Consider the following 24926-nt stretch of genomic DNA (forward strand, 5'->3'; position numbering starts at 1 on the left):
GTCAAAGACTCCTCATCATGCGCCACAGCACCAGGCAGCCGATCGCCTGCAGGGCAAAGGCCAGGAACAGTAGCCACTGCCCACTGCTGTCGCGCCACAGGCTCATCAGGTAGTTGGGGTTGACCGTCAGGAAGTAGCCGACCATGAACAGCGGCAAGGCCCCCAGCACCCACGCAGTAACGCGAGTTTCGCCGGTCATGGCCTTGAGCTGGCGCGCGCCTTGCTCACGTTCGCGGATCAGCTTGATCAGGTTTTCCATCAGTTCGCTGGCATTGCCGCCATAGCGCTGATTGATGCGCAGGCCCAGGGCGAACAGGCGCAATTCGTCCTGGTCGTACAGCTCGGCCAGCTCGCTCAGCGCATCCTCCAATGGCACGCCCATCTGCACATTGCGGCGCACACGGCCCATGGTCGAATGCAACGGTTCGCGGGTGCCGTCGATGCCGCCGAGCACCGCATCGCTCAGGGTCCGACCGGCCTTGAGGCTGCGCACGCTGTAGTCGAGCAGACCGGGCAGTTGCTCGACGAGCTGACGCATGCGCCGACGGCATCGCCAACTCAAGTACAGATAGCCCGACAGCGGCGCACCGAGCAGCACCATCAGGCCGGCCAGCCAACCGGCCAGCAGCACCGCCACCAGCACCAGCCCGCACCACGCCAGCAGCCAGCGTTGCGGACGCACATCAGCGCTGATCAGGCCGGCCCGTTGCAGCAGCGGGTCGAGCCAGTCGCGCCGGGCGCTGCCCGTTCGAATCGTCTGGTAGGCGCGCCCCAGACGCTGCAGGACGCGCTCCTCGCCGCGCTTGTACAAGCCCAGGCGAAACAGCAGCATGGCGGCCCCCAGCAGCAGCGGCGCCAGCGCCAGCAGCAAAGGCCCGATCACGACACACCGTCCTGACGCAGTTTGCTGCCTGCCGGGTTCGGCGCCTCGCGCTGGAAGGTCTCGCCGCCGCGCCGGTCGAGGCGGAACAGGGTATTGGTCACATACACATCCTCACGTACGCCGACCACCTCCAGCACTTCACTGACGCAACGCCTGCCATCAGGCAAACGCGTCAACTGGATCACCACATCCAGCGCCGCGCAGATCATCTGGCGCAAGGTCTTCTCGGCGATCTGTCGGCCGCTGAGGCCGACCAGGGTCTCCAGGCGCAGCAGGGCGTCCTGTGCAGTGTTGGCGTGTACGGTGCTCATCGAGCCGTCGTGGCCGGTGTTCATCGCGGTGAGCACATCGAGCACCTCGGCGCCGCGAATCTCGCCAAGAATGATGCGGTCAGGGCGCATGCGCAGGGCGTTGCGGATCAGCTCGCTGGGCTTGATCTCGCCATGGCCCTCGGCGTTCGGTGGCCGGGTTTCCAGACGCACCACGTGGGGGTGGTGAAGCTGCAGCTCGGCAACATCCTCGATAGTCACCAGGCGCTCGCGCGGCGCGATCATCTGGCTGAGGATATTGAGCAGCGTGGTCTTGCCAGTACCAGTGCCGCCGCTGACCAGGATGTTGCAACGACGGCCCACGGCGCGCTCGAAGAAATCGAAGATGGGTTGATCGATGGCGCGGGTGGCCAGCAAGTCGGCACTCTTGAGCATGTCCTGGCGGAACTTGCGGATTGACAGGCACGGCCCGTCCAGCGCCACTGGCGGGATGATCGCGTTGACCCGGCTGCCATCGGGCAGACGTGCATCGACCATCGGCGAAGACTCGTCCAGGCGTCGCCCCAGGGGCGCAAGGATGCGTTGCATGACCCGTTCGACATGGTGCGCATCGATGAAGCGCAGGTCGGTCTGCTGCAACAACCCGGCCCGCTCGACGAACACCCGGTGCGGGCCATTGACCAGGATCTCGGTGACGCTGGCATCGCGCAGCAGCACTTCCAGCGGGCCGAAGCCGGTGAGTTCATCGACCAGTTCCTCGGCCAGGCGCTCCATCTCGTAGCGCGACAACGCCAGACGCAAGCGCCCGACATAGTCACCCACCTGTTCGAGGACGAACTGGGTCAACGCCGGGCGTGCGCCTTCGAGCAGGTTGCGCCCGCTGTCTTCGATGGCGTCGATCGCGAAGCGATGCAGCGCACGCTTGAGCGCGTGCGGGTCGCCCGAGGCGTGGCGCTGACCGCCGAAGGGTTCGTCGCCGCTCATTTGCTACCCCACAGCCGACGCAGCCAGGGGAAGCTCGGTGGGGCGAGGTTTTCCGAGCGCCGGGCCAGGCGCTCGCCGAGGGCACGCAGGGCTTGGGTCAGGCCTTCGCGTGGGGCCAGTTCGAACAGGCTCAGGCCTTGGTTCTTCACGTTCAGGCGCACCTCGGGGCAGTCCGGCATCACCTTGAGCAGCGGCAGGCCATAGCGCTTGGCGAGCGCCTCGGCATCCGGGGCGACGTTGCGCAGGTAGCGGTCCACCAGCAAGCTGGCATGCTCGAGCTTGATGCCGCGGTCGCGCCACTGTTCGAGCACTTCCAGGTTGCGCCGGCAGTCGAGGATGTTCTGGTCGGTGTAGACGATCAGCTTGTCGCAATGGCTGACGATGGTACGCAGCGCTTCGCTGTCGGCATGCCCGGTCAGGTTCACGACGATGTGCTGGAAGTGTTGGCGCAATGCACTGAGCAGCATGTACAGCTCGGCGGCGCTGGTCTGGCGCAGCGGATCGTCGTTCTCGGCATAGCTCAGCAAGCGCAGGCCGCCTTTGTCGCGGGTGAAGGCGCTGTCGATCAGCGTGGTGTCGAGCCGGCGCAGGTGGCGCAAGGCATCGCCGAAATAGAATGACGCCTCCAGCCCGAGCAGGGCCAGGCTGTCGCCGCGCGGCAGACCCAGGTCGAGCAGCAGGGTCTGCTGGCCGCTCTCCTGCACCACCCGCGCCAGGTGGGTGGTCAGCAGCGCGCCATCGGCGCCGCGCTGGGCACCATAGAGCACGGTCAGGCCACCCAGTTTGGGGTTGTTGGTCACCGTCGGCAGGCGCTTGCCGAGCCTGCGCACCAGCCCGGCCACCTCGCTGGCACGCGAGCCGTAGGCGACGAAATCGCGCGCACCGGCACGCATGGCATGCAGCACCAATTGATTGTCCATGCCATCGCCCAGCGCGACGATGGCCAGCATCGGCTTTGCTTCCAGCACGCCTTCGATCAGCGCGCACTGGCTGACCAACTGCTCGCGGTCGAGGCCGATGAACACCAGGTTGCTGAACGTCACATCCAGCAGCGCCAGCAATTCGTCGAGGGTGCCTGCGCTGGCGCCGATCACCTGCCCCTGCGGCGCCAGGGCGTCCTGCAGCCACTGCAGGTCGTCTTCGTTGCGGGTGATGGCCAGGTAAGTCTGGTTGAGGCTGTCGTTCATCGTGATAACCCCCCCTGACCTTCGAAGTTGCCGTTTTCCATGAAGAACAGCTGGCCCCAGCTCGGGTCGTAGGTGCGCAGCGCTTCGCCCGGCAACTGCGGCAGGCGCGCATTGGCCGCCAGCGGCTGGACCAGGTGCGGGGTGACGATCATCAACAGTTCGGTCTCTTCGCGCACCAGCGCCGACTGGCGGAAGAACGCGCCGAGGATCGGCAGGTTGCCCAGGCCGGGGAGCTTGTCCACCGAGGAGCGGGTGTTGTTGCTGACCAGGCCGCTGATGATGAAGCTCTCGCCATCGGCCAGGGAAATGCTGGTGTCGGTGCGCCGCACGCTGAGCCCCGGCACCAGGGTGCCGGCGATGTTCACCGCGTTGTTGTAGTCCAGCTCGCTGACCTCGGGGGCGACCTTGAGCGTGATACGGTCGCGGCTGACCACGGTCGGGGTCAGCGCCAGGCGTACGCCGAACTCCTTGTATTCGATCGACACGTTGTCGCTGCCAGAGCTGGGCACCGGAACCGGGATCTCGCCACCGGCCAGGAAACTGGCAGTCAGGCCGCTGAGCACAGTGAGGCTGGGGCGCGCCAGGGTGTAGGCGAAGCCGCTGTTTTCCAGGGCGTTGATCGCCGCCAGGAACTTGCTGCTGCCACCGCCCCAGACGATGTTGAAGACGGTGTCGTCGAGCGGGATCGCGGGGCGGGTGATCGGCACCGAGCCTGGAGTGACAGCAGTATTCGGCACCGTTCCCGGCGAGCCGATCAGGCTGTTGTTCGAGCCTTTGAAGAACAGCCGCGCACCTGCCTCCTTGTACTTGCTGCGGCGCACTTCGACGAAGCGGATATCGGCCTGCACCTGGCTTGGCAACTGCGCATCCTGGGACGGTAGCAGGCTGCCTTCTGCCATGTCGGCACTGGCGCGCCCCTTGACGAACAGCATGGTCCGATGCGGCGCTGGCGCGCAGGCGGTCCACAGCATCAACGTGGTATTGCCCGGCCCCACGGCGGTCAGCAACACCGCGTGATCGCCGCTGGCCTGCACGTCGGCGACCTTGGGCTCGCCCACCGCCGCCCGGCTGATCGCCAGCGGCAGGCGCAGTTCCTGCTGCAGGCCCTGGTCCATCTCGATCACCGAGGGCAACTGGCCGAAAGCCTCGCACCCCTTCACCGCCGCCTGGGCGTGGGGCACCAGTGCCGTCAGGAGCAGTGCACGGCACGCATGTCGGAAACTACGCTCGGAACGTCGCATCGCTGCATCCTTGCCTGGTCAGGGAGTCTTGTCGGTGTCGGCAGCCTTGGCGCCACGAATGATCTGCATGCTGGGCGCAGCGTTGGCGGGAGCAGCGCTGGCCACGGGAGACTGGGACAACTGGCTGAAGCGATAGAGCTCGCGTCCGGCACTCTCGACCTGCGGTCGCGCCTCAGGTTCGGCCCAGTAACGCGCCAAGCGCTGTTCATCGGCGCTGCGTACGGCCAGGCGCAGGGTACCGGCCTGGGCAGCGAGCATCAGTCGGCTGGCCAGAGCTTCGGGTACGGCCAAGGTGACGGTGCGGGTAGCGCCGACGCTGCCTTGGCTCCCGTGCTGTTCGCGCCGGGCCTGTTCCTCCTCGACGGTTTGCGCCGGCCGGCCATCGTTGGCCAGCCCCATCTGCTCGCCAACACTCAGCACGCGCAGGGCCGGCAGCACCACCTGGGCTGAAGACTGCGGGTTGTTGTTCTCCTCGCGCAGAAACAGCAACACATCCACGTAGTCGCCTGGGCGCAGCAGTCCGGCCGCCCCCACCACATCGTCGACGCCCACGGCCACCGCGCGCTCGTGGGCACGAATCATCCGCGACAGTGGCCCGCCCGCCTGAAAGCTCGCCTCGTCCAGCCAACTGCCCGCCGACAGCGCACGCGCGCTGGAGCGACCGAGCACCTGGTCGATGTGCTGGAACGCCCCGGCAGGCACCACTTGCAGGCGCTCGAGCAGCACATCGTCCTCGGTCAGGGGCGTGTTCGCCGGGAGCGCCCTGCGCAACACAACGATGGATGTACGTGCCGGTTCGGGCGGTTGGGAAGGTGGCGCAATCACTTCGGCAGGCGCTTCGGCGACTGTGGGAGCAGGACTGACGGGGGGTGTGGACGGGCGGCTGAGCACCAGCCCCCAGTAACCTGCGAGTACTGCGCCGAGAAGAAACAGGACAGCCAGGACCATGGTCAAGCGACTGCTCATCTCCGCCCCCCTGCGCCATTAGATTGCTGGCAAAACGAAACTATTTCGCTATTGAACGGTAGCGCAGACCTCACCGTTCGCCATGAGCGGAAACGGGATTTTTTCGTCTGGCACGCGCACATGCAGGGAAAACAGGTACTTAGAAAAAGCCTTGGCTTCCAATACTTTAGGGTTAATGCCTTTTTACATTTGCAGGCTTCGCCAGCTTGGCAATTCTATGATGGCAAATGGACGTTACTTAGCCACGTCCTTACCCCGCGCCGTCGGCGCAAGGAGATGTGCCATGCAACTGCAACGGATCCTTCAGCACTGCAAGAACTTCATCACCCGCAAGGACGGCGCGTCCGGTATCGAATACGCGCTGATCGCCGCAATGGTCGCGGTGGTGCTGGTGCCATTCGTACCGACGATCTCCGGCAAGATCACCACGATGTTCACCGCCATCTCCGGGGCGCTATGACCTTGAGCAGCACGCCGCAGCATAACGCCAGGCCAACAGGAGCCAAGCATGCCGAACTCTTCCTCGCGCCAGCAGATTCTTTTGGTGGACGACGAGGAAGAGGCACTGCAAGAGCTGGCTGAACTGCTGGAAAACGAAGGTTTCAAGTGCCACACCGCCAACTCGGTGAAGACCGCCCTGCAACAGCTCACCCGCTACCCTGATGTGGCCCTGGTGATCACCGATCTGCGCATGCCCGAAGAAAGCGGCATCGGCCTGATCAAGCGCCTGCGCGACCACACCGCCCGCCAGCATCTGCCGGTGATCGTCATGTCCGGCCATGCCGATATGGACGACGTCAGCGACCTGCTGCGCCTGCACGTACTTGACCTGTTTCGCAAACCGATCTACCACGCCCGCTTGCTGGAGACACTCGACAATCTGTTTCCCAAGTCGGTGATGCAGGTGGTGGGGCGGTAGGCCAATGCGTTCAGATCAACAAGGCGAAGTCGCGCAAAACTCCTGCCGTCTGCGGTAGGCCTTGCCTCGAATAGCACTCCAGCAGGGCTTCGGCGGTGTAAGGCATACGAACCAAGCTGCGCCGCATTTCAGCCACAGCCTCCAGAACAGCAGCCTGATCGAGGTCCCACAAGTCCATGATGAATTCGTCAGGGTGCTGTGCCTCTACACCGAAACAGCGCAATGCGGATGGGGGAAAGACTTTCAGGTTGAACGTCACGATGACTTCCGCGTTGCTTCTGATCGCGGCGGCAAGAACATGTACGTCATCGGGGTCGGGCAGATTCAGAGCCGGGTACAAGGATTCATGACCGACAACCAGTGCATCGGGAATCGCCGCTTCCATCAGTGTGGAAATACGGTCCAATTGCCCCCGGGTAAGATCCCGCCGTTTCAGCAATAGATTCCTTTTCCATTCATCATCGATCTGGGCGCTCCATCTGGCTCTGTAAAGGCCCTTGCCAGCGAGCCTGACCAACAAGTCGCGCAAAGGGGCGGGATAAAGAACGCATGCGTCGTAAATCGTGGTGAACGGTGAGTGACGCATCAATACCCCAGGTCAAGCTCTTCCGATAGCGCGGTCAAGTCGTCCATCGCCTTGCGGCTGGCCTGATCCCGCTGCTGTTTGTAGGTCATCAGGTCAGAGAAGAGAACACGACGATGTCGACCGGCCTTGTGATGGGGCAATGCTCCTTCCTCGAGCAGTTTCACCAGATGAGGGCGCGAAACGCTCAGCAGATCCGCGGCCTCCTGCGTGGTCAGCTCCGCGTGGACCGGCACTACCCGCACAGAGTTGCCCTGTGCCAACTCTCCCAGTATGTCCAGGAGCAACCGCAGCGCACTGGTTGGCAGTTCGACGGCATGCGCCTTGTTATCGGCGTCGTAGATCTCGATGCGCTGCATGTCAGCCTGGGTGCATAGCACGGCTGCCAGGTCTCGTTGCCCCTGCACAGCGGCTGCTACTTCACGGGCCTCGGGAAACTCGGTACGGATAGGCACAGTCATGAACTTTCTCGCTGAAGACTTCTGTTCACTTCAACATATTCGAAATAAACGAAAAATCAAGTATCACCAACTTCCCTTCCCTGACGTCCTCGCAAAGACTAGACAGGCCCCCCATGAGCGGCAATCAGACGCTATTCGACAGATCAGGTCAGACAGTTCCTAGGAAGATCCATCCCCCCTACAGTTGATAACTGAAGCTCACCGTGAACCGCGGCCGCCGGTTCAGGCTGTCGAGGGCGATGTCCGACATGGGCTTGGCTACCTCCAGCGCGATGTTGTAATAGCGCGCATCGCCAAACCGCAGCCCTACCGCCGCCGACGACATCTTCGCCTTCTGCACCTCCAGTTCGTTGAACCAAGCCCGCGCGGTATCGAGCACCACATAGGGCTGCAGCACCTTCAGCCACTGGCCCTCACGCTGGATGCTGTAGTTCAGCTCATAGGCCAGGCCCCAGCCCTTGTCGCCGGATGCCTGGTCGCTGGGGTAGCCACGGCCGAAATTCTGCCCGCCGAACACCGCCCGTTCGCTGTCGGGCAAACTGTCGTTGCTCCAGTAACCGGCAGCGGACACGACCCCTTGCCAGTGTTCGAGGAAATTGTCGCTCTGCACCCCGGACAGGCGCAGGCGCAGGAAGTCCAGGTCGTAGCCTGCATTGGTGCGTGCGCCAAAATGGTCGAGGCCCTGGTAAACCCCGGCGCTGAGGATGCGCAGGCGCTTGGCCTCGGCCTTGCGCCAATCACCCTCGAACGACAGCGCGCGAATGTCGGTGTGGCTGTCGAGCTTCAGCGGGAAGCCCACGACCTGGTAGTCGATCTGGTCATTGACCGCATAGAAGCGCCCGACCACATCCAGCCATTCGGTCGGCGAGGCGATCAACGCCTGGCTGAGCCCGATCGAGTAACGCTCGTTCTCGCGGTGCTGGGTCAGGTCGATACCGTTGTCCAGGCGAATGCGCGCCTTCGGGTCGCTGCGATAGCGCGATGCCGACAACAGCAGTTGCGTACCCTCGTCATCCAGGAACTGGCTGTAGTCGACGCGGTAATAGTGTTCCTTGTCCTCGCCCGGTGGCACCAGCACGCTGGCGCTCAACTGCTCGGCGAAGCGAGTCTGGGCATTGCTGCTGGCGCCCAGCAGCGCTTGCAGGTCGTCACGGTTGCCGTCGCTGAGGTTGAGCGTGGTGGTGAAGGGCTTGCGCGAAGCCTGGGCAATCAGGCGCGTGGCACCGTCGGTGGTGCCTGGTGGCGGCACCTGGGCCTGGAAGGTGACACCGGGGATACGGCTGATCAGGCTGGTGTAGCGCTCGAAGGTCTTGCGCGTCAGCGGCCGTTCGGCCTTGAGCTTGTTCACCAGACGCTCGACATAGCCCGATGCGGAGCCGATATCGCCCTGAACCTCGTAGTCGCGGATATAACCTTCCACCAGCACCACCCGCACGCGGCCATCGGCGAAGTCTTGCGGCGGAAGATAGGCGTACGACAACAGATAGCCGTCCTGCTGATAGCGCTGGGTCAGGCGTCGGGTGACCTCGATCAGTTCAGCGAGGGTCACGCTGCGATTGAGTATCGGTTGGTAATGCTCGCGCAGATCTGCCAAGGGGTAGACGGTCCCGCCCTCGAAGCGCACCTTGCGCACCAGGACCTGGGTGTTCATCTGCAATGGCGTTTGTTGGGGTGCCGCTGGTGCCGGTACATTCAGCCCAGGCTTGCCCGGACGGTAGGCGTCCACCGGTAGATTCGGCGTGGGCAGGCGGCGTTCGGTTTCGTTGCTGTTGAGAAAACTCGGGAGGGGTTCGGCGCGGGCCACGCAGGCCCAGGACAGCGCCAGCATCGTCACCAGCAGTGGACGCATTCGGACACTCCATGATCCTGTGGAACCAGGGGCGCCCGGCAGGGACGCCCTTGTCAATGCAAGCGTAGGTGCTGAGCGCGCCGTCGTCTAACCGAGCGCCCGGCGGATCAGCGAAAAAGATCCGCCGGGCACTTTATCAGCGCTGCGCGCCGCCCAAGGCACCGGTCACACCGCCCAGTACGCCGCCGAGCCCGCCACCCTGGCTACCGCTGGCATTGACCAGCGTGCCGGCCTGGCCAACGGTGCCACCGACTGCGCTGACCGTCGTGCCCACCTGGCTGACTACCGGGTTGCCGGTGGCCGCGCCAAGCTGGCTGCCTGCACTGGCCACCGCACCGCCCACCTGATTGAGCAAACCGGCGACCGGCGCACCGACGCCCGTCGCAGCACCAACCTGCTGGGTGACACTGGCCACGCCACTGACGACCGGCGTCACACCGGCGCTCACCTGTTGCGTCACCGCGGCCACCGGAGCACCTGCTGCCGTATTGGTGACGCCATTGCCACCGAGCACCGTGCCGAGCGCAGCGACGGTGTTGCCAACCTGACCCGTGCTGCCACCTACCGACGCTACCGCCGGATTACCAGTGCCCGCCGCCAGCCCGCTGCCAGCGCCAGCAACCACGCCGCCAACGGTTTCCAGCAGGCCAGTGCGTGCGCCGCCGGTTGTCGGGGCCAGGCCGCTGGTGGTGCTGACGGTGCTACCCACATTGCTCACCACTTGCCCGAGCGTACTGGTCAATGGATTGCCGTTGCCGGTACCTGCAACCTGTTGCCCGGCCTGGTCGAGGGCCCCGCCGACCTGGTTGAGGGTCTGGTTCAGGGGGCCCGCGAGCCCGGTTTGCCGGGTGACGTTGGCTGTGGTGTTTTCCACCAGCGACACCACCGGTACCAGGGCATCGCTCACACCTTGCGTGGCACCGGAAAGCGGCCCACTGGTGCCGACCGGTGTCAGGGTATTGCCCAGCATGGTGACCGCCTGACCGACACGGTCCACGCCTTGCCCGGCGCCTGCCACCACTTGGTTGACCAACGGAACCTGCTCGACCGGTGAGCTCGTTGCCAACGCCCCTATGCCCTGTCCCAGGCCGGATACGCCGGTCCCGAGGTCGGAGGTAGCTGCCCCCACCACGCCGAGTGTCGTACCAACGGCATTGTTTCCGGTGCCCAGTTGCCCAAGCCCCTCGCTCAAGCCGGAGCCGACACTACTGACGGCATCACCCGTGGACGACACCAACGAACCTACGCCGCCGGTCAGCGAAGTGTTCCCCGCCACCGGCAGCGAGCCGATCATCTCACCCAGGTTGCTGACACCATCGCCCAAGCCGGAAACAGTATTGCCGACCTGGCCGACGACCTGACCGGTGACCAGCGGGGTCGGCGTATTACCGCCACCCGTACCACCATCACCACCGCCTGGCGTTCCGCCACCGTTACCAGGATTGGTACCGCCGCCTCCCGTACCATCTCCTCCACCACCGGTGCCACCACCAGTGCCACCGTTGCCTGCGCCGTTGCCACCACCCGCCATACCGCCGCCATCACCACCGCTGCCGCCCGATCCGTCGGAGCCGCCGCCTGCACCTGCACCAGCGCCACCATCGGTGGACGAGCCATCAACCTCGCTGTGATGACCACCACCACCGCTGCTGCACCCGGCAAGCCCAAGGGCCATGACCAGCGCCAATGCCGTACTCGCTTTCATCCAAACCTGAGTTTTCATGGGCGACTCCCGCACTGCTTTGTTGTTGGATAGGCGCGCTGGCCAGGCTGGCCAGCGTTATGCCTTCAGTCAGCAGTGAAGCTCTGGCGGTTCGCCGGCGGTAGGTCGTAAGTTGGTATTAATACGGGGGAATAAGGCGCTGACGGCGCTGGAAAGCCTATGAAATTCAGTGAGTTGTGAGGGCAGCCCGAATGGCTGACCGAAAGGTTTAATACCATGTCATTAGTACAAGGAAGCGCTGGCTGAGAGCGGCTACTCCGCCACCTGGAACTCGACCCGTGCCGTCTCGCCGCTCTCATCCAACGCACTCAACTCGATGCGTCCTGACTGCTCGAAACGCACCAGCAGGCTGTCCTGCCCTTCGGTCTCGCCCAGCGGCCGGCCATTGAGGAACCACCAGCGCCGCCCAGCCCCACCCAGTGCCGATACGTGCAGTTGCAGTGGCTCGTGACTGGTGAGCGGCCGGCGCAAGTTGTCGCCTGCGCGCACACCGACGATCGACAGCGGCGGCGCGCTGGGCGGCACCTGCGGTGGACAGGCAGGATCGACCATCGGCAGCCGCGCACTACGGCGCTCTACCCGTGGCAGCCAAGGTTCCAGAGGCGCAGGCCAGAGGGCAATTTCCAGTGCTTTCGCCCCAGGACAGCTGGCATCGACCCGCAAGCCGCGCTCATTGACCCATACCGTTTCCCGCAGGCCCAACCCCAGCGGCTGGTCGGCAGCCTGCAAGGTCGGTGGCGTGGTGCCGTCGAGGGTCCAGGCAAAACGCTGGCGGCGGCATTGCGGGTCCTGACGATTCATCGGCTGCCCCAGCGGCCAGCAGATCGCTGCGACGCCGACACTGCCCGGCACGTTCTCCACGGGCACGGCAACACCGCGCTGGCTGTCGCGGTTGCTCAGCAGGTCGTGCACCTGCAGCATCAGCGGCGCTGCCGAAGCCAGGCCGAACTGGCCCGGTACCGGCGTGCCATCGGGCCTGCCTATCCAAACGCCAATGATGTACCGCGGGCCGACCCCGACCGACCAGGCATCGCGAAAGCCATAGCTGGTGCCAGTCTTCCAGGCCAGTTGCGGGCGCTGCACCAGCTCGGCGTGCGGATCGCGGTCCGGACGTGCCTGGCCGCTGAGAATACGCCGCACGATCCACGCCGAACCCGGCGACAACAGGCGCCGCTCCAGCAGCGGGTCCTGGGGCTGCAGGCGGATCCTCGCGCTCTTGCCTTCACGCGCCAGCGCGGCATAGCCACCCACCAGGTCCTCCAGGCGGCTGCCCGCGCCGCCGAGGATCAGCGACAGGTTCGGCTCGGCCAGTGGCGGCAGTATCAGCGGCACCCCACCGATACGCATCTGCGCGGCAAAGCGTTTGGGCCCATAGGCCTCGAGCAACTGAACCGCAGGCAAGTTGAGCGACAACGCCAGCGCCGAACTGGCCGACACCGGCCCAGTGAAGCCCATCGAGAAGTTGCCCGGACGATAGTCGCCATAGCGACGCGGCACATCCTGCAACAACGATTCGGAGTGGATCAGCCCATCGTCCAGGGCCATGCCATAGAGAAACGGCTTGAGGGTCGAGCCTGGCGAGCGCAGGGCATGCACCATGTCGACATGGCCGAAGCGGCGCTCATCGCCCAGGTCGATGGAACCCAGGTAGGCACGCACGGCCATGGTCTGCGCCTCGACCACCAGGATTGCCGCCGAGGTGCGCTCGGGCAAGCGTGCACGCCACCCGAGCAGCAGGTCTTCGAGACGACGCTGCAACGATGCATCGAGCGTGGTGCGGATCAGCGTCGGGCTGTCCGCCGTGTTCAGGCGCCGAGCCAGCAGTGGCGCCAGCGCTGGCTCCTGGCGTGGGGCGAGCAGCAAAGGCTCCTCGCGCGCCTCGGCAATCCGCTGCTCAGGCCACACCTGGTAATCGGCCAGGCGTTGCAGCACCTTGTCGCGGGCACGCTGCGCACGCTCGGGATGGCGATCCGGGCGCAGGCGGCTGGGCGCCTGGGGCAGTACGGCGAGCAATGCCGCCTCGGCAGGCGTGAGGTGCTTGGGCGACTTGCCCAGGTAGGCCCAACTGGCGGCAGCGACGCCCTGCAGGGTGCCGCCGAAGGGCGCGCGATCGAGGTAGATCTGCAGGATCTCGCGCTTGGACAGGTGCCACTCCAGCTGCGCCGTACGCCACAGCTGACGCAGCTTGCCGGCCAGGGTGCGATCATGGGGGTCGAGCAAACGTGCCACCTGCATCGACAGCGTGCTGCCGCCGGACACCACGCGCCCGCCACGCAGGTTCAGCCAGGCCGCGCGCGCCAGGGCCAGCGGGTTGACCCCGGGATGGTCGTAGAACCAGCGATCTTCGTAGGTGAGCAGCGCCTCCAGATACAAAGGCGATACTTCCTCGGGGCTGACCGGATAGCGCCACACGCCATCGGCATCGGCGAAGCGCCACAGCGGCGTGCCGTCCTCGGCGAGCACCACCCGCGCCAGGTCGTCACCCGGCATCGGCAACGGCCACAGGCGATCCGCCAGCCACAGCAAGACGACGCTCGACAACACAGTAATGCCGATACCACGCAAGATCCTTGCGCTGCGCGTACGCGGGCGAACTATGCTTGCGCCTGGCATCGGGAACCGACCCCATCGAACGATGGCCAAAGGCTTGGGATGATCATCAGGAAGCAGCTATGCATGTAGAAGGGTTTTTCGAGTGGTTGGGCCAGGCGCTGGGCGCGGTGATCAAGTTCATCGTCGATGTCATGAGCGGGCTGTTCAATCTGCTGGCCAATGCCGGCGGCAATTTCATCGACGGGCTGGCGCGCACCTTGGGCATGGACACCTCGCTGGTCAGCATCCTTGCGCTGATCGTCGGGCTGATGCTGTTGTACTCGGCGATCCGGGCGTTCATGCGGGCGTCGATCGTGATGGGCATCATCTGGCTGGTGCTGGGCTTGTGGGTGTTGAGCTGGATCATTCACTGACCCAAGGCCCGCCATCCATGAACCTGTGGGAGCGGATTCACCCGCTCCCACAGTCGCATCAACGGCTACGCACCACCATCTCGCCCTGGCTATCCCCCACTGCCTGCAGGTTCGGCCGGTACATCGACTCCACCTGCGGCGGCGGAATGCGATAGCTGCCCGGCGTTACCGCACGCGCCAGGTACAACAGGTGCGTGGTGCCATAGCTGTCGAGCTTGAGGGCGGCCACATAACGGTCGTCGCGGTACTCCTGGTGAACCACGCTGGCGTTCTGCATCGATTCGCGCCATTGCTTGACCGCACTGCTGGCGTTGTCGAGGCTGGCCGCGCTCTGCGCCAGGTTCTGGTTTTCCAGCTCCAGGCCCGCCGGCAGCAGGTCGACCACCAGCGCATCTGGCACCTGGCTCTGGGCCTTGAGCGCCAGGTGCACCAGCACCAGGTCGCCACTGCGCAGGTTGCGCAGGTCCAGGGCCTGGCCGTTCATGCCCAGGTATTCGCGACGGATCTCCATGCCATTGCTGCTGGCCGCAGGTGCCTGGCGCGGATAACCGGACAGGGTCAGTTGCTGGTAGAGGGTCTCGCTGCCCTGGTTCTGGATGCTCAGCGGCGATGCCAGCAACGGGCCTTCGAGCTTCATGCCCGATTCGGCGTTGTTGAACTCGCGAACCTCGCCGGCGCTGTCCAGGCGCGCCTGCCAGTTGCCTTCGGGCTTGCCCAGCAGGCCACGACCGGCGAGGAACAGCGCGTTGCGCTCCTGGGTCGACAGCCAGCGGTTGGAGGCCAGTTCGTCGGACAGCGCAAACAGCCGCTGATCGACCTGGTTGCTGGCCAGGTTGTTCTCCTGCAGCAGGGCCAGGATCAGTGCCTGGTCACGCACGGCGCTGCCGTAGTCGGCCAGCCAACCCTTGCCGCGGCCGATGGAAAGACCTGCCTGCAACGCCTGCTGCGAACGCGGCTTGTCGCCCATCTTGTCCAGTGCCACCGCCAGTTGCACGAGCGGCAGGCCGGAGCGGGCGTCGCTGCGGCGCTCGAACAGGCTGCGCAGCGCACCCAGCGGCGCCTGCTGGCTGCGGGCGAGCACCAGGGCGGCGTAGGCCTGCACGGCGAAGCGGGTGTGCTCGGCGTCCTGGCTGTAGTCGACCTCGATCAGGTTGCGTTCCTGCAGGTAGCGCAGCAGCCGCTCGTTGGCCTTCTTCAAGGCATCGGCAGGCACGCCGTAGCCTTGCTCACGCGCACGCAGGAGGAAGTCGGTGACGTAGGCGGTCAGCCAGTACTCTTCCTCGCTGTCCGAACTCCACAGGCCGAAGCTGCCGTTGTAGCGCTGCATGCCCAGCAGGTGCTCGATGCCCATTTCGATCTTGCGCTTGCGCACATCGGCCGGTTCGCCCTTGATACCCAGACGCTTGAGACTGTCGGCATCGGCATAGAGCGAGGGGTACAGGCCGCTGGTGGTCTGCTCCAGGCATCCGTAAGGGTAGGCTTCCAGAGCGCGGATCTGTTCGGCCAGGTTCAGCGGCGGGCGACTCGACAGCGCCAGGCTGGCTTCAAGGCCTGCCGATTCGAACTCGGCCAGCTCGTTCTCTGGCAGGGTCCAAGGCTGGTCCTTCAGCGCCACGCGGTAGTGCTTGAGCATGGCCGGATACGCCGGGCGCACACCCAGGGTCCATTCGCGCTCGAAGCCGGTGGCCGTCTCGCCCGGCAACTGCAGGCCATCGACACGCACGTGTACCTTGCCCTGCCCCAGGCCACCACGGGCCTGGACAGGGATCATCAACGTGCTGCGCTGGCCCTCGGCGAGGTTGATGTTCTGTTGGGCAGCCCCAGCGAGGTCGAGCTGCCCGTCGGTGGTCACCTGCACGTTGAGCTGCTGGGCGCGGCCAGATAGGTTGGCCAGGTCCAGGGCCAGGCGGGTCTGGTCGCCACCGGCAAGGAAGCGCGGCGCCGACAGCTCGGCAATCAGCGGTGCCGCTACGACCGTCTTGCCTTCGGCCATGCCGAAGTGCTCGTCGGTCCAGGCTTGCGCCATCAGGCGCAGTTCGCCGTTGAAGTCAGGAATATCGACCGTGGCCTGGCCTTCGCCTTTCTCATCGAGCGTTACCGGCAGGCTCTGCTGGGCGACGATGGTGACCGTGGTGTTCGGGCGCTTGCCGCCCTTGGCCATGGCGGCGTCGCCACCAAAGGCCAGGCTCGCCAGACGCCCCTGGCCGGCTTCGATCAGTTGGCCGTAGATGTCCAACTGGTCGGCGCCGTAGGCCTTGCGGCCGAACAGGCTGGCGAAGGGGTCGGGGGTCTTGAAGTCGGTGATGTTGAGGATGCCCACATCCACCGCAGACAACAGCACATGCACCTGTTTCGGCACGCTGCCATCGGCATTGACGGCCTTGAGCTTGACGGTCAGGGGCTGCTTGGGACGCATCTTCTCCGGCGCCTGCAGGCTGACCGCCAGCTTGCGCTCGGCACGGTCCAGCGGCAGGTGAAGCACACCGACGGCGCGCTTGGGCGTCGCATTGACCTTGCGCTCACCCGGACGAATCACCAGGGCGCTGATATAGAGGTCGTGACGGGCCCATTTCTTGTCCAGCTCGATCTCGAAGGTCTTGCCCTCGGCAGGTACGTCGATCTCCTGCCACCACAGCGGGCCGTCGCTGGACTCGATCATCAGGTAGCCGCTGCCTGCGGCAGGCGGGGTGACGGTGACCTTGGCGGTAGCACCGTCGGCGTAGGACGGTTTGTCCAGTGCCAGCTTGACCTGGTCCGGGCGTACCGCGCCGCCTTCGGCGTTGTCCTGGGCGCGGTAGCCAGCCCAGAAGCGCTCGCTGGATACCAGCCCAGTCTCGGGGTCCTCGACCTCGACGCGGTATGGACCCCATTCCACCGGGAAGGTCAGCTTGGCGGTGGAACCGGCCTTGATGCTGACGGTTTCTTCGCTCTGGGTGAGGAATTTCTCGTTGTAGTTGTAGCTCCAGCCATCGCTCTGCGAGTAGTTCCAGTAGTAGTCGCGCCGCTCACGGATCAACCGCACCTTGAGGTCGTCGGCGGCGAGCTTGTTGCCGTCGCGGTCGGCGACCAGCACCTCGAACTGCACCGGGGCATCGCTGTCGGTCTCTTCGCCATCGAACAGGCCGCGCAGGCCCGGCAAGCGATCGGCCGGCCAGATCGGCTGCTCCAGGCGACGGGTGATCGGGCGACCGCCAGACTCCTGCAGGCTGGCCTGCACAGTCAGTTGCAGCGGCGAGCGGGCCTCGGCCCAGCGGCTCTCGATATCGACAGTGGCCTTGCCGGCCTGGTCGAGGGTGACTTCATCGAGTTCCAGGTCCTGGGTCAGCTCGCTCTCGGTGACCGAGCCGAACTGATAACCCGGCAGCGCCGGCACGGCTTCACGCAGCGGGCGGATGTAGGACTGGCCGCTCAGGCGATTGCCGGCGGCAGGCGCGCCATAGAGGTAGCGACCATTGACCTGGATGCGCGCGGTTTCCTCGGGACTGAGCGGTGTCTTGCTGCCCTTGAGCTCCAGCGCCAGGCGCTCGGGCAGGAAATCTTCGACGAGGAACTCGTAAACCTGCTTGCGGCCGCCGCCCAGGTCGAGCAGCAGTTGCCAACGCCCGGTCGGCGCTTCGCTGGCCAGTTGCAACTGGTACTGGAACAAGCCGTTCTGGTCAGCCTCCCAAACGAACTTGCGGCTGACCTGCTCATCGGGGCGACGCACTTCGACCGTCACTGGCTGGGCCTTGACCGGCTTGCCGTCCTGGTCGCGCAGCAAGCCGTTGAGCAGCACGGTTTCGCCGGGGCGATACAGGTCGCGCGGGCCAAAGATGAAGAACTGCAGCGGGTTGGCCTGGGGGCCGGTGATGTCGAACTCGGCCAGGTCCAGTGCGGCGGTGTTCAGGCGCAGCAGCGTGGTGTGCACGCCCTGGGTGGCGATCAGGGTGTCGGCCTTGGCCGTGATCGGCAACTCGGCATGGCCCTTGCCATCGGTCTTGGCCTGGGCCAGCAGCTTGCCCTTGTCGTCGTGCAGTTCAAGGGTTACGTCACTCAGGGCCTTGCCGCCCTCGAGGGCCTGGGCGAACACGTCGAGGCGGTCGCGGTAGCGGTGGGCGGACACGCCGATATCACTGAGGGTGAACAGCGTCGCCGGTTGCGAATAGTCGTAGGTACCGGAGGCGCGCATCACCGCCAGGTATACGCCCGGTTCCTGCAACGGCTTGATCCCGGCGATCGGCAGCAGCACGGTTTCCCGGGTGTTGCGTGCAGGGTTCAGGTCGAAGCGGCCGCTGTAGACCAGCTCGGCCATGTCCAGGGTTTCCTTGGACTGGTAGTAGTACAGGCTGCTGTTACGGCCCCAGTTGACCAGGAAGGTCGAGAGCATTTCCGGTTTGACCCGGAAGAACTCGACATCGACCTTGTCGACGTTCAGGGCGATCACCGGCAAACCTTCGGCCAGGCGGGTAGGCAACAAAGAGCCACGGCTGGCAAAGCCGATGGTCGGCTGCATGTCGCGGGTTTCCAGGCGGCTGACCGACTCGCCTTGAAGCGCCTTGCCGTTGACCGCGAGCAGGCCCTTGTCGACGGTCAGCACCAGCTTGCGCTGCGGCTCGAGGTGGCGCAGGCGCAGTTCCATCTGGTTGTCGGACAGTTCCCAGGCGCCGTCGAGCTTGCCCTTGACGGTATCGACCAGGTGCACCTTGGCGGCGAAGTCCTGATTGGCATCGAGCGGTACCGAGAAGCTGATCGACAGGGTACTGGCACCGTCGAGCTGGACCTCCGAGACGTCCAGCACGTTGAGCTCACGGTCGGCGTAGCGCTTGGCGAGCGCTGCCGGGTCCTCGCGCTTGGCGGGCTTGGCTTCGGCTGGCGCGCTGGCCGCGGGCTTTTCCGCCGGCGCGGGGGCGTCCTTGGAGGAGGAATCACAGGCACTGAGCAGGGCCAGCGCGCAGGCCAGCAACAATCCTTTGTTGAACATGGGAGAGAGGACTCTTCGGCAGCAGGGTGGTGAGGGCAGGAACTATAGCGCAACGTAAGGCAGGCTACCTGCGCTGCAGTGGCAAATGAGACCGCGTTCGCACGGATTGGTTGCCTGGCCGGTACAATGGCCACCAGCCGAAAACCGGGGCCGCCGTGCGCCCCTTCGCGGGCAAGCCCGCTCCCACAGGATAAGCGCTCCCGCATGCCCTCACTGCTCACCGACTGGCAGCACCGCCTCACCCACCGCAAGGTCTGGGCCCTGGCCGCGCCGATGATCCTTTCGAACATCTCGGTGCCGCTGGTGGCACTGGTCGACAGCACGGTCATCGGTCACCTGCCCCACGCCCACCAGCTCGGTGCCGTCGCCGTCGGCGCCACACTGTTCACCTTCATGGTCGGCCTGATGGGGTTCCTGCGCATGGGTTCGACCGGCTTTGCCGCCCAGGCCGCCGGTCGCGCCGACGGCGCCGCGCTGCGCCAGGTGCTGGTACAGGGGTTGCTGCTGGCGCTGGCGTTCGCCGTGCTGATCGGCCTGCTTGCCCTGCCGTTCAGCCAGTTCGCGCTGCACATGATGCAACCCGGCGAAGCATTGCACAGCGCCACCGAAGACTTCTTCCATACCCGCCTGCTCGGCCTGCCAGCGGCACTGGCCAGCTATGCCCTGGTCGGCTGGTTCCTCGGCACCCAGAACGCCCGCGCACCGCTGGCGATCCTGCTGACCACCAACCTGCTGAACATCGTCCTCAACCTGTGGTTCGTGCTCGGACTGGACTGGGGCGTACTCGGTTCGGCGCGGGCCTCGGTGATCGCCGAATGGAGCGGGGCGCTGCTGGGCCTTGCCCTGACCCGCCCGGCGCTGCGCGCCTATCCTGGGCGCATCGCCTGGGCCGCGCTGAAACGCTGGCAGGCCTGGCGCCCGCTACTGGCGGTCAACCGCGATATCTTTCTGCGCAGCCTGGCCTTGCAGTTGGTGTTCCTTCTGATCACCGTGCAGGGCGCGCGCCTGGGCGAGGCGACGGTCGCGGCCAACGCGCTGCTGCTCAATGGCCTGCTGCTGACTGCCTATGCCCTGGACGGCCTGGCGCATGCGGTCGAGGCCCTGTGCGGCCACGCCATCGGCGCACGTGAGCGCGACCTCCTGCGCCGCTCGCTGGTGGTCGCCTGTGGCTGGTCGCTGATCGTCAGCCTGGTCTTTGCCGGGCTGTTTCTGCTGGGTGGGCACCTGTTCATCGACTTGCAGACCGATATCCAAAGCGTGCGTGACGCGGCCTACCCCTACCTGCCTTACCTGGCGCTGCTGCCATTGGTAGCGGTGTGGAGCTATCTGCTGGATGGCCTGTTCATCGGTGCGACGCGTGCCCGCGAAATGCGCAACGCGATGCTGGTATCGGTGGCGATCGCGTTGCCGCTGGCATTCGCCCTCAGAGGATTCGGCAACCATGGACTGTGGCTGGCGTTTCTCGGATTCATGGGATTGCGCGCGGTGACGCTGGGGTGGGTGGGGTGGCGGTTGCAACAGCGGGCAGCATGGATCGGTTGAAGCAGGGCCGCTCCTGCAAACCTTGCAGGAGCGGCCCGCCGATCAGGACGACAGATACGAAGAACGGGTCAGGCCCAGACGCAGCGCATCCAGGAACTGGGTCCGCTCCCGGGCGGTGATCTTGGCGCTGGCGACTTTATCGCGGTAGTGAGTCATCAACTCCTCCGGCGACAGGTGCACGTAGCGCAGCATGTCCTCGATGGTGTCGTGGGTCTCGATGCCGGCGTGGTACACGCTACCGTCAGCGTTCTGGTAGATGTTCACCGAGTCGGTGTCACCGAACAGGTTGTGCATGTCGCCGAGAATCTCCTGGTAGGCGCCGACCAGGAACACACCCAGCAGGTAGTCCTCGCCTTCGCGCACCGCATGCACCGGCATGCTGGTTTCGATGCTCTGCTCGTCGACGTACTGGTTGATCTTGCCATCGGAGTCGCAGGTCAGGTCCTGCAGCACCGCGCGGCGCATGGGCTCTTCGTCCAGGCGGTGCAACGGGATGATCGGCAGTACCTGGCCGATGGCCCAGGTGTCCGGCAGGCTCTGGAACACCGAGAAGTTGCAGATGTACTTGTCTGCCAGCTTGTCGTTGAGCTCGTCCAGCACCTGACGGTGCGAACGCTGGCGAGCCTTGAGCGAGTTGTGCAGGCGACGGCATACAGCGAAATAGCATTGCTCGGCCAGGGCTTTTTCGGAGAGGCTGATCTTGCCGTCGGCATACTGCGCGGCCACGTCACCCATGTAGTGGGTGGCGCGCCAGTAGGTCTCGGTGACCATCTCGATGTCGGTCGGGCCGAGCAAGTCGGCCAGCCACTGCACGGTCTCGGGCAGCGCCTCCTTGTTCTCGATGGTCGGCACTTCGTCGTTGTGGCTTTCGACGTCGGTGACCTGGATCACCAGCATGGCGTGATGCGCAGTCAGCGAGCGACCGCTCTCCGAGAAGATGTGCGGGTGCGGCAAGCCTTGGGCGTCGCAGAACTCCTTGAGCATCCCCACCACCACGCCGGCATAGTCATCCATGTCGTAGTTGATCGAGCTGGCGTTGCGCGAGTGGGTGCCATCGTAGTCGACGCCCAGCCCGCCACCGACGTCGATGTGATCGACCGGCAGGCCCAGGCCGCGCAGCTCGCCGTAATAGCGGATGGCTTCCTTGAAGCCGTGCTGGTAGTCGGCGAGGTTGGCGATCTGCGAGCCCATGTGGAAGTGCAGCAGGCGAATACCCTGGTCGAGCCCGGCATCACGGAAGCGGCTGACCACCGACAGCAATTGCGCAGCCGACAGCCCGAACTTGGATTTCTCGCCCCCGGTGTCGGCCCACTTGCTCGACGCCAGCGACGACAGGCGCACGCGCAGGCCGACCTGTGGCTTGACCTTGAGCTCGGCGGCCTCCTCGATCACCAAAGCGACCTCGGATTCCTTCTCGATGACGATGAACACGTTGTGGCCGAGCTTCTGGCCCATCAGCGCCAGGCGGATGAACTCGCGGTCCTTGTAGCCGTTGCAAACGATGGTGCCGCCCTTGGGCGCCAGCGCCAGCACGGCCAGCAGCTCGGGCTTGGAGCCGGCTTCGAGGCCAATGGAGACGTTTTGCGTGGCGATGATGTTCTCGACCACCGCTTCCTGCTGGTTGACCTTGATCGGATAAAGGGCCGTGTACTGGCTCTGGTACTCCAGGCGCGCGATGTTGGCGTCGAAGGCACCGGTCAGTTGGCGTACGCGGTCCTGCAGGATGTCCGGGAAGCGGACCAGCAGTGGCAGCGACAGGCCGCTCTGGCGCAGCTCGTCGACCTGCTCGAAGAGATCGATCGGCGCGCTGTCGGGGCCGTTGGGGCGTACTTCGACACGCCCGGCTTCATTGATGGCGAAATAACCAGCGCCCCAATGGCGGATACCATAAACACTGCGGCTGTCGGCCACGGTCCATTGGCTGCCATCGTCCTTGCGTGTGCGTCGTACGGACATTCAAGTCCCCTATAGATAAGTCAAGACACTGCCCCGCGATGGGTGCGGGCGCAGTGTAGAAGCTGAAAATGACGATTCGTCCGTCTTCGGGGGTAGACCCCGGCAACGGAAACGAGTTTAGAAAGCACTGGGCAAAAAATCCTGCGGGCTGGCTCAGCCGCCGGACTTCTTCGCCTTGAAGCCCTGCTTGATCAGTTCGGCGAGCAACAGCTCGACGTGATCACCCTGGATCTCGATGACGCCGTCTTTGAGGGCGCCACCGGTACCGCATCGACGCTTGAGCGTGCTGGCGAGATCCTTGAGCTGCTCGAGCGGCAGCGGGACGCCGGTAATGGTAGTGACGGTCTTGCCGCCACGCCCTTTGCTTTCACGGCGTACCCGGGCGATGCCATCGCCTTCGGGGATGAGTTGCTGCTTGCAGACACACGCGTCCACCGGCTTGCTGCAGTCGGGGCAGTGCCGACCAGCGTCGGTGGAAAACACGAGACCGCCGAGGGCGGAGAAGGAAGAAGCTTTCTTGGCCACTTTTGTTCCTCTTGCTGAGGACAAAAACTGGTCGGACCACAGGGGGACTGGACCGACCGCGAAGCCCCACTCTGGCAGGGGCGGCGCTACTGTCGCAGGTGTTGCGACAGCCCGAAAAGGGCGCGCAGTGTAACGATAAATCCTTGGCTTGCTAAGTACTGGATTGCGGCATTTTGCGAATGTTTTGCGACGTGAGGGAGCGCTGGCTGCTACAGGCTCGCCTTGTAGCGCTGCAACGCCGCCAGCGAGTCCGGACAGAAGTCCTTCTCCCGGCTCTCGGCCTCTGCCTGCTCCACAGTGACGAAGCGCGCCTCGATGACCTCTTCAGGCTGCAACCGCAGCGGCGCATCGGACACCGCCGAGAACACCGCGCACCACAGCCGATTACCCGGCTGGTCGAAGTAGAACTTCTCGTGAAAGCGCAACGTCACGCCGGCAATGCCCAGTTCCTCTTCCAGCTCGCGGGCCGCAGACTCGGCGTACTCCTCATGTGCTCCGACCATGCCACCGGCCGCCACATCCCAGTACCCGGGATACAACGCCTTGCTCAAGGTGCGTCGGTGAACGCACAGCTCGCCCTGGCTATTGAACAGCAGAATGAAAGTGCAGCGCCCGATCAGCCCACGCTCGCGCAACTCGGCCCGCGCCAGTGCACCCAGGTACTGGTCGTGCTCGTCCACCCAGGCCACCAGCTCGGCATCGGAGGCCGCGCGGTGCGCGACCTCGGCGGGATTGATGGTCATCCTTGCGAGAGCAACTGACGCAGGTCGATGACTGCGGCGTTGGCCCGGGAGATGTAGTTGGCCATTACCAGCGAGTGGTTGGCCCACATGCCGAAGCCACTGCCGTTGAGTACCATCGGGCTCCACAGCGGCTCCTGCGAAGCTTCCAGCTCACGAATGATCTGACGCACGCTGACGGTGGCGTTCTTCTTGGCCAGTACGTCGGCGAAGTCGACCTCGATGGCGCGCAGCAGATGCGACAGCGCCCAGGCCTGGCCGCGGGCTTCGTAGAAGACGTTGTCGATCTGCAGCCATGGCGTCTCGACGATTTCCTCGTCGACCTGCGGTGCCTGGCCGGCCTGGACGGTTTCGGTCTTCAGGTTGCTGTTGAGCTTGACCCGTCCCACGCTCGCCGACAGACGCTGGGACAACGAGCCCAGACGCGTGGCAACGTCGCCCAGCCAGTTGTTCAAGTTGTCGGCGCGGGTGTAGAAGATCGCGCCCTGGTCGCCAGCGGCCAGGCGCACCTGGTAGCGGTTGAGCGACTTGATACCTTCCTCGAACTCCGACTCGCTGGACGGCAGGATCCAGCTCTTGTTGTCGAAGTTGAAGCGCGGCTCGGCCTTGGCCAGGTCGGCGTCTTCGGTCGATTGCGACTGCGAGCGAGCGAAGTCCTTGCGCAGCGCACGCGACAGGTCGCGCACCTGGACCAACACGCCATATTCCCAGCTCGGCATGTTGTCCATCCACAAACCCGGCGGGAAGCGGTCGTTGGAGATATAACCGCCCGGCTTGTCGAGCAGGGTGCCGGCAACGTTCTTGAGGGTTTCGATGGTGGTATAGCCCACCACCATCTGCTGGCCGTTACGCTCGGCCGCAGCCTGGGCGTTCTGTTGCACCGGGAACAGGTCGGGCTCTTCGCTCCAGTACCAGCCAAGGCCGATGCACACCAGCAGGTACAGGCCGATCAGAGTGCCCAGGGCGCGGCTCCAGAGGCCGCCGAGGTAGCTACGGGTGGCGGCGCCACGGCCATCGGCGCGCTCAGGGCGCTCGGCCTTGGCCTCACGGTTTTTCCAGTCCAGCATGGCGTTGTCCTTAATCAATCATGACGGTTCAGGGGCTTGGACCACAGGCCTCGGCCAGGGTGCCACGGCAAGCCCGCGTCCCGGCACTATAAAGCAGACGCCGCC

At 65.0% G+C, this 24926-nt stretch carries 19 protein-coding genes; 4 read left to right on the plus strand and 15 right to left on the minus strand.

Annotated elements, in window-relative coordinates:
• Position 1: 1 nt before the first annotated feature.
• Genes ACMGGG_RS20660 through cpaB form a run of 5 tightly spaced genes read right to left on the minus strand, consistent with a single transcriptional unit; the run spans position 2 to position 5530 of the window.
• Entirely contained in the window at positions 2 to 883 is an 882-nt protein-coding gene (locus ACMGGG_RS20660) for a type II secretion system F family protein (RefSeq protein ID WP_414154340.1), read from the minus strand.
• Entirely contained in the window at positions 880 to 2136 is a 1257-nt protein-coding gene (locus ACMGGG_RS20665; protein ID WP_054894182.1) for a CpaF family protein, read from the minus strand. The genes ACMGGG_RS20660 and ACMGGG_RS20665 overlap by 4 nt, the downstream gene beginning before the upstream one ends.
• Positions 2133 to 3323, minus strand: coding sequence for a pilus assembly protein (locus ACMGGG_RS20670; RefSeq protein WP_112899255.1), 1191 nt, complete (start codon positions 3321 to 3323; stop codon positions 2133 to 2135). The genes ACMGGG_RS20665 and ACMGGG_RS20670 overlap by 4 nt, the downstream gene beginning before the upstream one ends.
• The gene (locus ACMGGG_RS20675) at positions 3320 to 4564 is read right to left on the minus strand and encodes a type II and III secretion system protein family protein (protein WP_414154341.1); all 1245 of its coding nucleotides are present in this window, start codon (positions 4562 to 4564) and stop codon (positions 3320 to 3322) included. Before ACMGGG_RS20675 ends, ACMGGG_RS20670 begins: the two co-directional genes overlap by 4 nt.
• A gap of 18 nt (positions 4565 to 4582) precedes the next feature.
• The gene (cpaB, locus tag ACMGGG_RS20680) at positions 4583 to 5530 is read right to left on the minus strand and encodes a Flp pilus assembly protein CpaB (RefSeq protein WP_063546280.1); all 948 of its coding nucleotides are present in this window, start codon (positions 5528 to 5530) and stop codon (positions 4583 to 4585) included.
• 283 nt (positions 5531 to 5813) lie between these two features.
• On the opposite strand from cpaB, the gene ACMGGG_RS20685 reads away from it, so the two are divergent.
• Entirely contained in the window at positions 5814 to 5990 is a 177-nt protein-coding gene (locus tag ACMGGG_RS20685) for a Flp family type IVb pilin (protein ID WP_112899257.1), read from the plus strand.
• Between the two features lie 48 nt (positions 5991 to 6038).
• Entirely contained in the window at positions 6039 to 6449 is a 411-nt protein-coding gene (locus ACMGGG_RS20690) for a response regulator (protein WP_054894187.1), read from the plus strand.
• Between the two features lie 10 nt (positions 6450 to 6459).
• Here ACMGGG_RS20690 and ACMGGG_RS20695 read toward each other — a convergent pair whose 3' ends face one another.
• The 5 genes from ACMGGG_RS20695 to pbpC all read right to left on the minus strand — a co-directional run bounded on the left by ACMGGG_RS20695 (position 6460) and on the right by pbpC (position 13678).
• Entirely contained in the window at positions 6460 to 7035 is a 576-nt protein-coding gene (locus ACMGGG_RS20695; RefSeq protein WP_414154342.1) for a PIN domain-containing protein, read from the minus strand.
• A complete protein-coding gene (locus ACMGGG_RS20700) occupies positions 7035 to 7493 on the minus strand; it encodes a helix-turn-helix domain-containing protein (protein WP_125931330.1) in 459 nt (152 codons plus the stop codon). The genes ACMGGG_RS20695 and ACMGGG_RS20700 overlap by 1 nt, the downstream gene beginning before the upstream one ends.
• Before the next feature lie 178 nt (positions 7494 to 7671).
• Positions 7672 to 9342: a ShlB/FhaC/HecB family hemolysin secretion/activation protein gene (locus ACMGGG_RS20705; RefSeq protein WP_151926114.1), complete on the minus strand. Its 1671-nt coding sequence runs from the start codon at positions 9340 to 9342 to the stop codon at positions 7672 to 7674.
• 136 nt (positions 9343 to 9478) lie between these two features.
• On the minus strand, positions 9479 to 11065 hold the full coding sequence (locus tag ACMGGG_RS20710; RefSeq protein ID WP_414154343.1) for a collagen-like triple helix repeat-containing protein: 1587 nt from the start codon (positions 11063 to 11065) through the stop codon (positions 9479 to 9481).
• 252 nt (positions 11066 to 11317) lie between these two features.
• Positions 11318 to 13678 (minus strand): peptidoglycan glycosyltransferase PbpC, encoded by a 2361-nt coding sequence (pbpC, locus tag ACMGGG_RS20715; RefSeq protein WP_414154344.1) that lies wholly within the window; start codon positions 13676 to 13678, stop codon positions 11318 to 11320.
• Between the two features lie 59 nt (positions 13679 to 13737).
• Here pbpC and ACMGGG_RS20720 point away from each other — a divergent pair, with 59 nt between their 5' ends.
• Positions 13738 to 14031, plus strand: a complete 294-nt coding sequence (locus ACMGGG_RS20720; protein ID WP_063546294.1) for a hypothetical protein — start codon at positions 13738 to 13740, stop codon at positions 14029 to 14031.
• A gap of 58 nt (positions 14032 to 14089) precedes the next feature.
• Here ACMGGG_RS20720 and ACMGGG_RS20725 read toward each other — a convergent pair whose 3' ends face one another.
• Positions 14090 to 18991 (minus strand): alpha-2-macroglobulin family protein, encoded by a 4902-nt coding sequence (locus ACMGGG_RS20725; protein ID WP_414154345.1) that lies wholly within the window; start codon positions 18989 to 18991, stop codon positions 14090 to 14092.
• Between the two features lie 204 nt (positions 18992 to 19195).
• Here ACMGGG_RS20725 and ACMGGG_RS20730 point away from each other — a divergent pair, with 204 nt between their 5' ends.
• Positions 19196 to 20533, plus strand: a complete 1338-nt coding sequence (locus ACMGGG_RS20730) for an MATE family efflux transporter (RefSeq protein WP_414154346.1) — start codon at positions 19196 to 19198, stop codon at positions 20531 to 20533.
• A gap of 42 nt (positions 20534 to 20575) precedes the next feature.
• Here ACMGGG_RS20730 and speA read toward each other — a convergent pair whose 3' ends face one another.
• From speA to ACMGGG_RS20750, 4 genes are all read right to left on the minus strand, one after another.
• Positions 20576 to 22489 (minus strand): arginine decarboxylase, encoded by a 1914-nt coding sequence (speA, locus tag ACMGGG_RS20735; RefSeq protein ID WP_054894196.1) that lies wholly within the window; start codon positions 22487 to 22489, stop codon positions 20576 to 20578.
• A gap of 153 nt (positions 22490 to 22642) precedes the next feature.
• Positions 22643 to 23014: a translation initiation factor Sui1 gene (locus ACMGGG_RS20740; protein WP_054894197.1), complete on the minus strand. Its 372-nt coding sequence runs from the start codon at positions 23012 to 23014 to the stop codon at positions 22643 to 22645.
• Positions 23015 to 23223: 209 nt separating this feature from the next.
• A complete protein-coding gene (locus ACMGGG_RS20745; protein WP_054894198.1) occupies positions 23224 to 23757 on the minus strand; it encodes an NUDIX hydrolase in 534 nt (177 codons plus the stop codon).
• Positions 23754 to 24821: a DUF2333 family protein gene (locus tag ACMGGG_RS20750; protein ID WP_054894199.1), complete on the minus strand. Its 1068-nt coding sequence runs from the start codon at positions 24819 to 24821 to the stop codon at positions 23754 to 23756. The genes ACMGGG_RS20745 and ACMGGG_RS20750 overlap by 4 nt, the downstream gene beginning before the upstream one ends.
• Between the last annotated feature and the right edge of the window lie 105 nt (positions 24822 to 24926).

The organism is Pseudomonas sp. BNK-44-b, assembly GCF_047456245.1.
GTDB lineage: Bacteria > Pseudomonadota > Gammaproteobacteria > Pseudomonadales > Pseudomonadaceae > Aquipseudomonas > Aquipseudomonas machongensis.

Excerpts from the sequence above, each read along its gene's own strand:
- ACMGGG_RS20665 (WP_054894182.1), bottom strand. The coding sequence starts at position 2,136 with ATGAGCGGCGACGAACCCTTCGGCGGTCAGCGCCACGCCTCGGGCGAC.
- ACMGGG_RS20670 (WP_112899255.1), bottom strand. The coding sequence starts at position 3,323 with ATGAACGACAGCCTCAACCAGACTTACCTGGCCATCACCCGCAACGAA.
- ACMGGG_RS20675 (WP_414154341.1), bottom strand. The coding sequence starts at position 4,564 with ATGCGACGTTCCGAGCGTAGTTTCCGACATGCGTGCCGTGCACTGCTC.
- cpaB (WP_063546280.1), bottom strand. The coding sequence starts at position 5,530 with ATGAGCAGTCGCTTGACCATGGTCCTGGCTGTCCTGTTTCTTCTCGGC.
- ACMGGG_RS20685 (WP_112899257.1), top strand. The coding sequence starts at position 5,814 with ATGCAACTGCAACGGATCCTTCAGCACTGCAAGAACTTCATCACCCGC.
- ACMGGG_RS20690 (WP_054894187.1), top strand. The coding sequence starts at position 6,039 with ATGCCGAACTCTTCCTCGCGCCAGCAGATTCTTTTGGTGGACGACGAG.
- ACMGGG_RS20695 (WP_414154342.1), bottom strand. The coding sequence starts at position 7,035 with ATGCGTCACTCACCGTTCACCACGATTTACGACGCATGCGTTCTTTAT.
- ACMGGG_RS20700 (WP_125931330.1), bottom strand. The coding sequence starts at position 7,493 with ATGACTGTGCCTATCCGTACCGAGTTTCCCGAGGCCCGTGAAGTAGCA.
- ACMGGG_RS20705 (WP_151926114.1), bottom strand. The coding sequence starts at position 9,342 with ATGCGTCCACTGCTGGTGACGATGCTGGCGCTGTCCTGGGCCTGCGTG.
- ACMGGG_RS20710 (WP_414154343.1), bottom strand. The coding sequence starts at position 11,065 with ATGAAAACTCAGGTTTGGATGAAAGCGAGTACGGCATTGGCGCTGGTC.
- pbpC (WP_414154344.1), bottom strand. The coding sequence starts at position 13,678 with ATGCCAGGCGCAAGCATAGTTCGCCCGCGTACGCGCAGCGCAAGGATC.
- ACMGGG_RS20720 (WP_063546294.1), top strand. The coding sequence starts at position 13,738 with ATGCATGTAGAAGGGTTTTTCGAGTGGTTGGGCCAGGCGCTGGGCGCG.
- ACMGGG_RS20725 (WP_414154345.1), bottom strand. The coding sequence starts at position 18,991 with ATGTTCAACAAAGGATTGTTGCTGGCCTGCGCGCTGGCCCTGCTCAGT.
- ACMGGG_RS20730 (WP_414154346.1), top strand. The coding sequence starts at position 19,196 with ATGCCCTCACTGCTCACCGACTGGCAGCACCGCCTCACCCACCGCAAG.
- speA (WP_054894196.1), bottom strand. The coding sequence starts at position 22,489 with ATGTCCGTACGACGCACACGCAAGGACGATGGCAGCCAATGGACCGTG.
- ACMGGG_RS20745 (WP_054894198.1), bottom strand. The coding sequence starts at position 23,757 with ATGACCATCAATCCCGCCGAGGTCGCGCACCGCGCGGCCTCCGATGCC.
- ACMGGG_RS20750 (WP_054894199.1), bottom strand. The coding sequence starts at position 24,821 with ATGCTGGACTGGAAAAACCGTGAGGCCAAGGCCGAGCGCCCTGAGCGC.